The organism is Halomonas bluephagenesis (assembly GCF_054790765.1).
In genome coordinates this window covers 2,357,191-2,370,389 of the sequence record NZ_CP133631.1, presented here as the reverse complement: position 1 = coordinate 2,370,389, position 13,199 = coordinate 2,357,191, and the positions used below count along the sequence as shown (strand labels likewise).

Sequence of the window (13,199 nt, the reverse complement as noted above, 5' to 3'; positions counted from 1 at the left end):
CACAACTAATGTTTGTAGCTTACGGTTGGGATAACGCCCAAGTGAACACAAGAAGAGAGTAGATAGCATGCTGTATGGAATAAGTTTACTCGTTGGTATCGTACTATTAACGCTGGGGGGCGAAGCTCTCATCCGTGGCGCTGTCGCCGGTGCTAAACGAATGGGGATATCTCCGCTGTTAACAGGCCTCGTGGTCGTTGGCTTTGGTACATCTTCCCCCGAACTGGTGGTTTCCATTGATGCGGCCATTCACCAGCAGCCAGATATAGCCATTGGCAATATTGTGGGTAGCAACATTGGCAACATACTGCTAATTCTTGGCCTTTGCGCGGTCATTTGCCCCATGTCCGTACAGCCTCTAGCGCTAAGACGAGACGGTGTTGTGGTCGTCAGTGCTAGTCTGCTATTTATTGTTCTGGCCTGGAGTGGCGCCCTAGGCCGCTGGGATGCGGCAATATTGCTAGCCGCGTTGACGGCTTATCTTATTTGGGCGTATCGCACTGAACGCAGCCAACCTCTTCCCGCGACGGAAATGCACAGTGCAGAAGCAGAGGAGCTCACTGCCATCCCAAGCTCAACAGCCATCACAGTTATGGCGCTTGTGGGGGGGCTTGCCATGTTGATCGGTGGCTCACAGCTGTTACTTTATGGCGCCATTGGCTTAGCCCAAGCCATGGGTATTTCCGAAGCAGTGATTGGCCTAACGATTGTCGCGGTGGGCACTTCGTTACCCGAAATGGCGGTTTCAGTGATTGCGGCGCTTCGCCGCCACGCCGATGTTGCTGTCGGAAATATTCTGGGCAGCAACATTTTCAACCTTTTAGGCATTCTGGGCATATCAGCTTTTCTACAGCCCCTGCCTATTGCCGAGCGAGTAAGTCAGTTTGACCAATGGGTAATGCTGGGTGCAGCAGGCGTATTACTACTGTTTCTCTACACGGGCATGCGACTTTCTCGCTGGGAGGGGGCGGCCTTACTAAGTGGCTATGCAGCCTACCTTGCGTTAAGTTTTACAATCTTCTGAGGAATTAGCTGTGCAGATTGCCACCCTCGGTCCTAGCGGCAACAATCATGAATTAATCACCCTGCGCTATTTAGCGAAGCATGGTCATCCATCCACGAACCTTCAGCTTTTCGAACAGTTTGAAGAGGCGTTTGAAGCGCTGATTGAGGGCCAAGTGAGCCACGTGCTCCAGTGCACCGCCCACTTTTCCCACAGCGATTGCGTAGGCCGCTATATGCACCGAGCCTATCCGGTCGATGTCTTTATTGCAGGCAGTAAGCCTCTTGCGTTAATTGCCCAGCGCAGTATTGCCACCCCCCGCCATGTGGCTATTCAGCCAGCTACCCGCTACTACACAGACTTAAACAGCTTTGGCGATATTATTGAGGCACCCACGACGGTTGCCGTGGCAGAAGGCTTGCTAGCGGGTACCTTTGAGGCAGGTATCTGTGCTGAAGAAATCGTGAAACAAGCACCGGAGCAGCTTAAGCTGATGCAGCCACTGGGGCCTGCGCTAGATACCTGGGTGGTGTATGCCACCACCCCGTTACCGGCCACGTCGACGTTGTTTTTAAACCATGCGCCATTAAACGAGAAAGATAACAGCCGCGCCCGCCACCACTAATATTACGCGAAGCCAAATAGCTTTACGGGCGATGACGCCAAACGAAATAGCCGTTAATCCAGCGGCTATTTTTAATCCATCGAGCAGAGCGCCGGTTGGATTAAAAGCAAGCCGGATAACCTCTGGGTTTGCGACCATCGCCAGCGGTATAATGTACAGTCCTATCCCCAGGGCCATGGCTTTAAGCGCTACCTTCAGCCAATTTTCCCCCACCATTCCAGCCGCGATAAACACCCCGCCACAGACAGGCGGCGTAATCGTTGAAAGCAGCGCGTACCAAAACACAAACAGATGCGCCAGCAACGGCTCTAGCCCGAGTGATATTAGCGCAGGTCCCGCCACCGACACACAAATCACATAGGCTGCTGTCGTCGGTACTTCCATTCCCAAAATCAGGCAGGCAAGTGCCGTTAACAGCAGCGCTGGCCATAGCAGATCATTTGAGAGAGATAAGATACCCGACGTGATCTTTACGCCAAGGCCCGTTAACGAGAGCACACCAATCACCAGTGAGGCACAAAGAATAATCGCCCCAATAGTGCCAATTTGACGCCCTGCCGTAACCACCGCATCTGCTAAGCGTGTTGCAAACCCCGGTAATGAGAAGCGCAGCGTGACGTCAAACAGCAGCAGCGCCGCCCCAGCAAATATCGCAATACTGGCGGCATATTGGGGTGTATATCCGCCGTTAAAAATACGCTCTAACAGCAGTACAAACGGCACCGCAAAAAACAGTGATGTGATGAGCACTTCTTTGGCGGCTGGCTGCTCGCTGGCATCAATCGGCTGTAGATCATGACGGGTCGCATAAGCGTTAATCCCCACCCATACCGTTAAAAAATAGAGCACGGCGGGCAGCGTCGCTCCTGCCATGATCTGGGTGTAGGGCGTACCAGTCAGCTCAACCATGACAAACGCCCCGGCCCCCATCAGCGGCGGCATTATTTGCCCGCCTGAAGACGCCACCGCTTCTACCGCGCCCGCAAAGGAGCGTGGGTAGCGCAAACGCACCATAGAGGGAATCGTAATTGCCCCGGTAGAGGCAACGTTCGCCGAGGCGGAACCTGAAATGGATCCCATCAGCGCCGACGAAATCACCGACACTTTAGCCGCACCACCGGTTAAACGCCCGGCAACCGCGCTGGCCAAATTCATGAAACCTTGGCCAGCTTCGCCAGCATTGAGCACCGCACCAAAGATAACAAAGATAGCCACGACACCAACGCTGACCCCGGTCAGCGAGCCCCATAGCCCCCCTTCCGCAATCGTCAATGACCCCACCATGCTTTGCAGCGGCAAACCTGGGTGACCAAACGCGCCCGGCACATACTGCCCGAAAGCCCCATAAAGAAGCGCCAGTAGCGCAACCAATGGCAGTGGCCAACCTATCGCACGTCTTGCTGCCTCCAGGGCAAGCATGATTAGGAAAAGCCCAATCGCCATCTGTAGATGGGTATCAATAAAGCCATACTGATTCGCAAGTGCTGCTTCGTTAAGCGCGATGTAGGCGCAAGCCGCGACCCCCAGCAGCGTTAGCCCCCAACCGCTAATACGCTGAAAAGGGGTTTTGGCTATATAAATCAACACCCAAGGCAGCAGTAGCGCCATATGCAATGGCCTGCTCACCAGAGCGGGCGTTAAACCATAAAAAATAAGCCCTAAATGAAACCCAACGCTAACGACACCTAACGCAATCCAACCAGGAGATACTGCCGCATTAGGTGTCGCATTATCAGCCGTCTGAGACGAAGAAAGAGCATGCATGCCGAGTGCCTATCCCTATAAAACAGCACAACGGCCTGCAGGCCGTTGCGTATCATCAATGCCAAAAAATCGCAGCTAAGGCAGCCTTTATCGAAGGTCGTCGGGCACATCGACTCCCGTTTCGTCATAATAACGCAGCGCACCAGGGTGTAGCGTACCCGTCATATTACTCAGCATGTCGGGCGAGATGCTGCTCCACCAAGCCGTTTCTGCCGCCATGGTATCGCGGCGCTCCCAGAAGGTTTTGGTTAAGGTATACGCGGTATCTTCAGCCATTTGTGTGGTTGTGTAAGCGATAACAGGCAGTGACGTAGTCTGTACATCCTGATCCACGCCTGGGTACGTGCCGCCAGGAATCGTCTGGCGAGCAGCGCCTGTTTGCGCTATCTGCTCATCGCTAAAGCTGACCAGGGTAATTGGCATGCTGGCAGCCGTTTCAATAACGTTAGGTGTTGGGAAAGAGCTAGCCGTCACGAAGGCATCAATTTGGCCGTTTTTTAGCGCATCCGGCCCACTCCCAATGGAAGCATCGGCAATACGCACTTTCTCTTCCAGCCCAAACAGTTCCAGATACCGAGTGGCTTCCCGAGCACCAAAGGTGCCGCGACCGATTAAGATGTGCTTATCTTCCAACCCAGTCATATCAGTCACGCCGCCATCGCCTGCGATCACAAAATGCATGGTGATTGAGGGAATAGGGAATAGGCCGCGAATTTCTTGGAAGCGAGGATGCTGACGCTCGGCAAAAGGCCCTTCCCCTGCCATTGCTTGCTCGACTAAGGCAGGCGGCGTAGTGAATACATAATTACCTTGCCGGGCCATTACCTCCATAACATTCTGCACCGAGCCCTGACTCTCTTCTAACGTCAGGATAATGGCATCGTTAGTGCCCTGGCGTACTGCCTCAGAGAGCTCAACACCCATTTGGTAATAGGCGGTTCCCGCCGATGCTGATTTATAGGTCACCCGTGTTTCTGCTTGTGCTGTCATTGCAGCAGCGGCAAGGGCGAGCGCAGTGGCCGTTACGCCTAACGTGCGATGAAGAGAGCGAATTGAGCAATGCATATAAGTTCCTTTACGTGTCCAGTGGCCAACTGCGCGGCCTCATTTTTATTGGTAAAAAATATTAATCTAACGATAAATATCAACCACTGACATCGTTGATGTAAGTCAACGACCAATTTATCACTATTTCTCTTTACACTGATTTCAGAACATTGCTATTAGCTAAACGAATAATTTACAAAAAAAGTCTCTCTTACCTTCTTATATGGCTGGTTCATTCGCTTTTATTACATATTGCGTTGCAATACAGGCTGCTACAATATCGCGGCTTTTACATCACTTTCATTCATTTGACCATGGGGAATAACGTCGCATGCATCCCTTGCATCATGACTCTAGCCAGCCACGATCTTATCGTCGCTGGCTTTTTTTATTAGCAGCCTTACTACCTTTGCTGTGCACGCCTGCATATGCCGTCGTGGGTGATATTGACCTCACCACTTCTGCCATTGGTTTCTTCGCGGTTGCCGTGTTCGTACTGGCCTATGCACTGGTCATGGCAGAAGAAAAAATCCATATGCGCAAGTCTAAGCCGGTATTGGTTGCCGCCGGTATTATTTGGGGACTCATTGGCTGGGGGTACGTCCAAAACGGCATGTCCGAAACGTCAGAGTATGCGTTTCGTGTGACGCTTTTGGAGTTCACCGAGCTAATGCTGTTCCTGTTGGTTGCCATGACGTATATCAACGCCATGGAGGAGCGCCGTGTATTTGATGCTCTGCGCTCATGGATGCTACGTAAAGGCTTCAGCTACCGCCAACTGTTCTGGTTAACCGGTGGCCTCGCTTTTGTGCTATCTCCGATTGCCGATAACTTAACCACGGCGTTGCTAATGTGCGCTGTCATCACCAAGGTTGCTGAAGGTGATAAGCGCTTTATTAACCTTGCCTGTATCAACGTTGTGGTGGCCGCTAACGCCGGCGGTGCCTTTAGCCCCTTCGGCGACATCACCACGCTGATGGTCTGGCAAGCGGGTATTATCCAGTTTCAGGAGTTTTTCATCCTGTTCCTGCCCTCCTTGGTTAACTTCCTGATTCCTGCTGTCATCATGAGCATATTTATTAAGGATCAGAAGCCAAGCAGTGTTTATGAAGATGTATGGCTCAAACGCGGTGCACGGCGAATTATTGCGCTGTTTTTGATCACTATCGCCACCGCTGTTATGTGCCATACGCTACTGCACTTGCCGCCTGTACTCGGCATGATGACTGGCCTTGGCTACCTACAGTTTTTCGGCTATTACCTGCGTCGCAGCCTACCTCGCTCGCTGGAGCGCAAACGTGAACGCTACAGCCGCCGAGGCGACAATAAGAAGCTTGAGCAGTTAGGTGGCGTGGTACCGTTTGATGTTTTCAACCGTGTCGCCCGTGCCGAGTGGGACACACTGCTGTTCTTCTACGGGGTTGTTATGTGCGTGGGCGGCCTTGGCTTTATGGGCTACCTAGGACTGCTTTCCGAAGCGCTTTACACCGGTTGGAACGCCACCTGGGCCAATATAGTCTTGGGGGTAGTTTCAGCGGTAGTTGATAACATTCCGGTAATGTTCGCGGTACTGACCATGGAACCAGATATGTCCCACGGGCATTGGCTTCTGATTACGTTGACTGCCGGTGTGGGGGGTAGCTTGCTCTCAATCGGCTCGGCAGCGGGGGTTGCGGTGATGGGCCAAGCACGTGGCGCTTATACCTTTATGGGTCACCTGCGTTGGGCTCCCGTTATTTTTCTCGGCTACGTCGCCAGTATCATTGTGCATCTGTGGCTTAACGCCGACAGTTTTGCCATCTTTGGTTAACGAACAGCTGTAATCAGCTCAAGCCCGCGTCAAGTGCTAACAAGTGCTGCGCGGGCTTTTAGTACGCCTCAAATAAATATTCAAGTGGCGTCGGACGGCCAAATAAATAGCCCTGATAGCGGTACCAGCCATGACCTTTTAGCCAATCAAGCTGCTCTTTTCTCTCGACGCCTTCAGCGATCACCGTTAAGCCAAGGCTAACCGCTAACAGAATAGTGGTATCCACAATCGCTGCATCAGTTTTATCCGTTAACAATTCACGAATAAACGACTGATCAATCTTTAACTCGTCCAACGGTAAGCGTTTTAGGTAGCTCAACGACGAATAGCCTGTACCAAAATCATCCAGCGCGAATCGAACTCCTTGGGAACGAAGCTTTAACATGGTGTTGCGAACTCGCGTGGGCTCATTCATCAGCAAACTCTCCGTCACCTCCAACACCAAACGGCTTGGCGGCGCTTGGGTCTGAGCTAACAAGCCTTCTACATCACGCACGAATTCAGGCTGCTGGAACTGCACCGAACTCACGTTAACTGAGATGGTGAGTGCTGCGTAGGAAGGTTGCTGCGCCCATTTTGCTAATTGCTCACAGGCTGATTTCAATACCCAGTAACCAATAGGCAGGATCAACCCGTTCTCTTCCGCAAGGGGAATAAAGGTAGCTGGAGATACCCAACCACGTTGTGGGTGATACCAGCGCAACAAAACCTCAACACCAGTAGTGACGCCTTGATGGTCGACCTGCACTTGGTAATGTAGCGAAAGCTCATTACGCCCTAAAGCTTGGTGCAGATCACCCTCGAGCCTAGCCCGCTCCAGCACGCTGGTTTGCATCTCCATATTAAAAAAGCGCAACGTATTCCCGCCAGCCGCTTTAGCTTGTTGTAACGCCATATCTGCTTGTTGCAAGACACTGTTCACACTTAACCCTGAACATTTAAACAGCGAAATACCAATACTGGCAGTGATAGGCAAAGCCCGATCGTTACGCAGCTGAGTAATCGTCTCTAAAAACTGTCGTGCAAGACGTTCAGCCTTGTGTGTTGCTTGGCCTTGCTCCTCGCCTAATGTATTTAAGAGCACCACAAACTCATCGCTACTGAAGCGGGCAACGGTTGCTTCCTGGGGCAAGTGTCTTTGTAATCTGTCAGCGACATTGATCAGTAATTGATCACCACTCTCATGGCCCTGTATATCATTCACCAACCTAAAATTATCTAAATCAACGATAAAGATAGCGCTAAACGTTGCAGTGCAACTGTCTTGATTGGTAACGTCGGCTAATGATTCCATGAGAAGTCGACGATTTGGAAGACCTGTTAATGCATCATAAAACGCTAGGCGATGCGTTTTAGATTGCATTTCCAGGTACTCAGTAAGCTCCGTAGAAATACCACATAAACAGGGTGCTTCACCTGACGCCATGGTTAGCGGCATCTTAATTGAAAGAAAAGTGCGCACATGCTCCTCACCTTGCAGCATATTATGCTCTTCAATCGTCACTTTCTTGCCAGAGTCTAAAACATGTTGATCGACTTTTTTCGTTGCTTCGGCGCTTGCAGCATCAAAAAAATCACCGTCGCGCTTTCCAATAATATCTTCTGTAGGTCGATTAAAAAGTTCACTTATTCGACGATTTACGTAACGGTACTTTAGTGAGGGTGATTTAATATAGATATACGTATCTACGCTATCTAAAATAGTTGCTAATAGTTTTTCATGAGCATTTAACTGCTCTCGATTAAGTTTCATACGGCGCTTAAGCAGTATGTTGCCTAAAAGTGCTGAAGCAAGCAGTAAAATAAGTAGGCTAGCCCCCCACCATACCCACGTGGGAATTAATTGAGATGGGCCTGGCTTAGCTCGCCATGCACCTAAGGTTTCATAATAAACGGAACCGTTATCCTGCTTCCAACGACGTAGAACATCATCGATACGATTAAGTATTTCATCAGAAAGTTGGGGGGATGCCGCATAGAACAGCCTTGCTGGTTGAAAAATAACAGGCGTATCACTCAACCCATAATCGTGAGCCCGCCAGTCGCCGAATAGGTGATTGGCAGCCACTAAATCTGCCTCACCATCGGCAACTGCCTGAAATCCTCTAGCGAAACTATTCACGGGCAGCCAAGTGACGTTGATATCAAAACGCTCGGTTACCGCCGCCAGATAGCTTTGCTGAACAGACCCTGAAACCACGGCAACACGTTGCTGCTCAAGATCAAAAATAGCGTCGATCTCAGTACCTTCACCCTGGTAAAGCTGTGACCAACTATACATCACCGGCTCTTCATGAAACGTCATGCGCTGAGCACGCTCTTCACTCCAGGCAACATCAGGAAGTAAGTCGATGTCTCCTTGCTCTAACAGCGTAAGACAGTGCTGAAAGTCGCACTGCAGGCTTTCTAGCTGCCACTTTTCTTCTTTGGCAATCGCTTGCAAAAGGTCACCTAGTACGCCTCGCGGACGACCTTCGTCGTCGGCGAAAAGCTTTGGCGGATTGTGATATACCCCAACGGTCAGGGTCTCAGCCGATGAGGGAGTTGCTACTAAACACCCACCTAGCAGTAATGTTCCTGACATAAATTGGGCTAGAACGCACCACGCTCCCTTTTGAGAAGTAGATGAGTGAGGTCCGAAACAGTTCAACGTCTGGAACATAGATAAACCTACTTACCAGGCATAGTAAGAGGGCCTGCACGCTCAACAACCCGTTGCCAAGCAGGATCATTTTCGATACGCGCCACAAACGCCGCGATAGCGGGATAAGATTCCAACGACTGTGACGCGGCAATAGCCTGTAGCGGAAAACTCATTTGTATATCGGCACCACTCGGCCAGTCACCCGCAAAATTACTTCTTTTGTCTAAGTGTGATTCGATAATCGTGAGATGTTGTTTTAATTGGGGATGGATAAACCGCTGCTGCACCGTTGAGCTAATGCCTTTTGCCAACGGCTTAATCAACCATGGAGATTGTTTAGGTATTTGGCTAAATACCAGCCCCATCACTAAGAGCGGCATTAACGAGCCTTCTGCATAGTGAAGCCAGTAGCGATAGTTTACCCACTCACTACGACTCTCTTCAGAGGCTTTCTCTTTACTTTTACCATAGCAGCTAATCAGGTAATCAATAATTGCCCCTGATTCGGCGACGGTCAGCTCACCGTCGGTGATAACCGGTGACTTACCCAGCGGATGGATTTTTTTAAGTGATTCCGGGGCTAGCTGAGTCTTAGGATCACGCTGGTAAACCTCAATGTCATAATCAAGGCCAAGTGTTTCCAGAAGCCACAAAATACGGTGCGAGCGGGATTTTTCGAGATGGTGAACGCGGATCATAACTACTCCATGGGGCGACTTGGTACGCTAGCATTGCGCCAACGTCAGCTATCCTTTTACTGCAAGCATACTTAGCTTAGCACTATTGCAGCGTTGAACCCCACGAAGCTTAGCAATTATTTGTCTTATTAAAGAAGCCCTAAGAACACGACTTAAAACCCTGCCAGATAAAAATTAAACTCATGTTTTAAATGAATTTTAACCATATAGTCGTGTACTTACCCCTTTTTTTATTACGTTCTATGTTCATGACGCCAACGTGACAATAGATCTAATGGCGACCATTTTCCTTCTAACCATGGGGCAAGTAAGCGCGTTGAAAGCGGAATAAACAAAAACACCATGACAGGCGTCAGCATCATCGTACTTGCGAGCACTCGGGGCACCATCGACCAGTCAGCTAAGGCACTGCCAAATATCCAGTTAAACAACAGTGAAACTGGGAAAAAAGCTAGCCAGACGGCGACAGCTTGTTTCCAACGCGGGGGCGTTGTGCCCGAACTAGACTGAAACCAAGCATCTAAACCGGTGGCGCGGTGCTCATGGGGCGCGTTATATAGCCCCTTTCCCCGCTGTAACCATGCATTCCTTGAGGCCGAATGCTCCCAGGCGCTTAACGTATCACTGCTACTAAAGCGGAAAATGATCTGATATTCGTCATCGCTGTTGGGTGGTGCCAAAACACCGGAACCCAAATAACCAGGAAAGTCAGCCGCCAAGTCGCGGCCTTCGTTTAACCAACGGTTAAAATCATGATAACGGCCGCTCGCCACTCGACGGGCTACCATTAGCGTGACAGGTGAAGCAGACATGATATATCTCCTAATGTGGTCACAGCGAATTGCCGGGTAAGCAAGCTGTTTGCTTTTAGGTGGGGAAACCCAAAAGCGGCGTTCACATTATACAAGCAATGATGATGCCATGTGGTGATAAGGAATGTGACAAGGTGATCACTAGCGGCTTGGCATTGGCTGGCGACGTTCGCCGCGCTGAAAAGACCTAACGTGCAAGTAAATATCAATGGCGCTGCGAATCGCATCGGCCTCTTGAGCATCGGGCACAACGATAGGCCCTTTCACTTCCCCACTTGCGCGTAAAACACTATCTACATCAGCACGATAGCGCTCTAAAAGGTGTTCGAGATTGATGCGTACACGATGCACTTCTAGTGAGAAAGCGTTTTTTTGCTCGTTACGTTTAAATACATCCAACGGGGTTTCTGCCGCTTCAATCAGACTTTCCAGAGTATTGAGTACTAATTTTTCTGCTCTATTTAAATTGGGTATAACGGAATAAATGAGTTCATGGAGCGTTATATTTGCGTCACTATGGTGCATATGCCAGATCAACTCCTTGGCAGAGGCTGAATGTTGATAAAGCGGCCCTGGTCAGAAAACTCCAATCGATAAACACCATGAACCCCCTCTTGTCCTACTACGCGGCGCAGCGCTTCAGCAGGAAAAATGACCCAGCGACCATCCACGCTGCGCGTGCGCACGTTCGTGTAGCGCCCTTCGTAATGCGCCAGGCACTCATTTTTCGAAAGATGGATGACAACATCGATAGTGGGCATGGTAATGATTAACCAAAAGATAGCTAAGCGGTCGTTTATGCACGACTATTGCGTGCTGCGATTCACCCATAGATGATCTATGCTAACGTAAATAGCTTATCCTTCGGTAACTGCTTATGGATCTCTCCAAACTAAATCTTTTTTCTGCTTCTTCATCACCTTGGCAACAACCCATCGTAAGTAAAGCAGATGCGACTCAGGCGGGCACAGCGGGGCAAAAAGCTCGTTCCTCTGAGGCTACTGCACAAGCAAGTGAAGAGACGGATACATCAGCCAGTAGCGAAACGGCTGGGCCCACCCGCCCTGACGGTACGCCGCTAGCCCCTGAAGAGATTCAGCACTTAGAGCAGCTTAAGCAAACTGACCGGGAAGTTCGCCAACATGAAATGGCCCACCAAACGGCAGGCGGCCCTTACACCGGCGGGGCTAGCTACGAGGACGAAGTGGGACCAGACGGCAAACGTTATGCGGTCGCCGGTGAAGTGCCTATCGATTACGGCCCTGTGCCGGGCGACCCCACGGCTACCATCGAAAAAATGCAAACGGTCATTGCGGCAGCTTTAGCACCTGCAGAACCCTCGTCTAAAGATTTACAGGTAGCCGCTCAAGCTAGGCAGTATTTATTGGAAGCTAAGTTGGAAGCTGCTCTGGAGCAGAGCAAGATGAATACTGCTCGTCGCGCTGGGGAAACCACTACGGGAGAAGTGACCACAACGCCTGATGGGCAGGCAGCCTGATTCATTGGCACCCATTACTCGTCCTATTGATGACGCTTAGGGTGCTGGCGAAGCAGCACCTAAAAAGCGCTGGTTCCAGTAATCGATATCCAGCGGCACACTGACAACGGCTCGACCGCTGCCAGGTGCATGAATCATCTGCCGGTTACCGCCATAAATACCTACATGTGTGGCTTTGGCACCATCACCAAAGAACAGTAAATCACCTGGGCGAGGTGCATCTATCTGTGGCAGCGCGCGGCACTGAGCATCAGCGGTGCGCGGTACGCGTATACCTGCAGCGCGATAGGTCATTTCAACAAGCCCCGAACAATCCAACCCCTTCGGTGAATTACCGCCAAAACGATACGGTGTGCCGATCGCCTGCTGCGCATGGGAGAGAATCAGCGCGCGCTCCATCGAAATACCCGCTTGAGCGTTCGATGCAGGGACGGTAGTTGTCTCTTTGCTGGCACACCCTGCTAATAGCAGAAGCATGAATAACGTTAACAGTGGGGACAGGCGGATAAACGGCATAAATCGCTCCGGCTCAGCACGTTAGCAATGCTTTTATCATGGCCTATGCCTGGCTTACCCGCTACTAATTCGTCTGTTGTTATTACCAAAGAACTATCCCAAAGAACTATTCCAACGGACTATTGCTATTACAGTCGATTATGACTGACACCCTATCCACTCAACAAAGGTGGTTTCTCCCAGCGCATGGCGCTCATGGCGCAGGCGGCTCATCGCAGCGTAGGGCAAGTCCATCACTAAGCCGTTACTAAGCGGCTGCTCCAACACTTGGCGCAGCAGCGCATTGCAGACAAATAGATGCGCCACCACCAACACGTGCTTACCGGGCGGATTGGCCAGTAGCCGCTGCCAGGATTCGCTAACCCGCGCATCCAGCGCTGACAGCGTTTCTCCTTCTGGAGGCGCGGCTTGGCAGGGGGTGAACCAAAACGCACTCATTTGCTCACTGCCCTCATCAGCAAATACCTGGGCATGGGTTTTGCCTTCCCAACGCCCCAGATGAAGTTCAGCCAAGTCGTCATCAATTTCAACAGGCACATCAAACTCCTCGCCTAGCCACAGCGCAAATTCGCGGCATCGAAGCAGAGGTGAACTGACAATAGCATCGTAGGGTGGTCTTCCATCCATAGTGTGACGCATGACAGCGTCACTCACTTGTTTCCAGCCCGTTTCACTAAGCGGATGGTCGGTGCTGCCACGTAACATGCGCCCGCCTACTGGCTCACCATGGCGCATAATATCGATAGTGGTGATATCTGCATTTGGAAAACGCATGTTTTCTG

The 13,199-nt window shown here is 50.8% G+C and carries 13 protein-coding genes; 4 read left to right on the top strand and 9 right to left on the bottom strand.

Annotation, left to right across the window (positions count from 1 at the left end):
• Window positions 1-67: 67 nt before the first annotated feature.
• A complete protein-coding gene (locus REH51_RS10630) occupies window positions 68-1,024 on the top strand; it encodes a calcium/sodium antiporter (RefSeq protein WP_234667940.1) in 957 nt (318 codons plus the stop codon).
• A gap of 10 nt (window positions 1,025-1,034) precedes the next feature.
• Window positions 1,035-1,628 carry a hypothetical protein gene (locus REH51_RS10625; protein WP_009723775.1) on the top strand — a complete coding sequence of 198 codons (594 nt, stop codon included), beginning with the start codon at window positions 1,035-1,037 and terminating at the stop codon, window positions 1,626-1,628.
• On the opposite strand, the gene REH51_RS10620 is transcribed toward REH51_RS10625, so the two are convergent.
• Both REH51_RS10620 and REH51_RS10615 read right to left on the bottom strand, forming a co-directional pair.
• A complete protein-coding gene (locus tag REH51_RS10620) occupies window positions 1,590-3,392 on the bottom strand; it encodes a TRAP transporter permease (RefSeq protein ID WP_498935683.1) in 1,803 nt (600 codons plus the stop codon). The genes REH51_RS10625 and REH51_RS10620 overlap by 39 nt on opposite strands.
• 87 nt (window positions 3,393-3,479) lie before the next feature.
• Complete coding sequence (locus REH51_RS10615; RefSeq protein ID WP_234667941.1) at window positions 3,480-4,457, bottom strand: TAXI family TRAP transporter solute-binding subunit; 978 nt, start codon at window positions 4,455-4,457, stop codon at window positions 3,480-3,482.
• A 313-nt stretch (window positions 4,458-4,770) separates the two neighbouring features.
• On the opposite strand from REH51_RS10615, the gene nhaD reads away from it, so the two are divergent.
• The gene (nhaD, locus tag REH51_RS10610) at window positions 4,771-6,249 is read left to right on the top strand and encodes a sodium:proton antiporter NhaD (RefSeq protein ID WP_498935681.1); all 1,479 of its coding nucleotides are present in this window, start codon (window positions 4,771-4,773) and stop codon (window positions 6,247-6,249) included.
• A 58-nt stretch (window positions 6,250-6,307) separates the two neighbouring features.
• Here nhaD and REH51_RS10605 read toward each other — a convergent pair whose 3' ends face one another.
• From REH51_RS10605 to REH51_RS10585, 5 genes are all read right to left on the bottom strand, one after another.
• Window positions 6,308-8,833 (bottom strand): EAL domain-containing protein, encoded by a 2,526-nt coding sequence (locus tag REH51_RS10605; RefSeq protein ID WP_498935679.1) that lies wholly within the window; start codon window positions 8,831-8,833, stop codon window positions 6,308-6,310.
• Window positions 8,834-8,919: 86 nt separating this feature from the next.
• A complete protein-coding gene (locus REH51_RS10600; RefSeq protein ID WP_498935677.1) occupies window positions 8,920-9,591 on the bottom strand; it encodes a glutathione S-transferase in 672 nt (223 codons plus the stop codon).
• 233 nt (window positions 9,592-9,824) lie between these two features.
• Window positions 9,825-10,403 carry a putative antibiotic biosynthesis monooxygenase gene (locus REH51_RS10595; protein WP_009723782.1) on the bottom strand — a complete coding sequence of 193 codons (579 nt, stop codon included), beginning with the start codon at window positions 10,401-10,403 and terminating at the stop codon, window positions 9,825-9,827.
• A gap of 141 nt (window positions 10,404-10,544) precedes the next feature.
• Window positions 10,545-10,928 (bottom strand): hypothetical protein, encoded by a 384-nt coding sequence (locus REH51_RS10590; RefSeq protein ID WP_009723783.1) that lies wholly within the window; start codon window positions 10,926-10,928, stop codon window positions 10,545-10,547.
• Between the two features lie 8 nt (window positions 10,929-10,936).
• Entirely contained in the window at window positions 10,937-11,164 is a 228-nt protein-coding gene (locus REH51_RS10585) for a DUF2835 family protein (protein ID WP_009723784.1), read from the bottom strand.
• A gap of 116 nt (window positions 11,165-11,280) precedes the next feature.
• Between REH51_RS10585 and REH51_RS10580 the strand changes: the two genes are divergently transcribed.
• The gene (locus REH51_RS10580) at window positions 11,281-11,901 is read left to right on the top strand and encodes a putative metalloprotease CJM1_0395 family protein (protein WP_498935675.1); all 621 of its coding nucleotides are present in this window, start codon (window positions 11,281-11,283) and stop codon (window positions 11,899-11,901) included.
• A gap of 36 nt (window positions 11,902-11,937) precedes the next feature.
• Here the strand turns inward: REH51_RS10580 and REH51_RS10575 are convergent, their stop codons facing one another.
• Together REH51_RS10575 and REH51_RS10570 are read right to left on the bottom strand one after the other, a co-directional pair.
• Window positions 11,938-12,417: a C40 family peptidase gene (locus REH51_RS10575; protein ID WP_498935673.1), complete on the bottom strand. Its 480-nt coding sequence runs from the start codon at window positions 12,415-12,417 to the stop codon at window positions 11,938-11,940.
• A gap of 138 nt (window positions 12,418-12,555) precedes the next feature.
• A complete protein-coding gene (locus REH51_RS10570) occupies window positions 12,556-13,191 on the bottom strand; it encodes a histidine phosphatase family protein (RefSeq protein ID WP_498935672.1) in 636 nt (211 codons plus the stop codon).
• Between the last annotated feature and the right edge of the window lie 8 nt (window positions 13,192-13,199).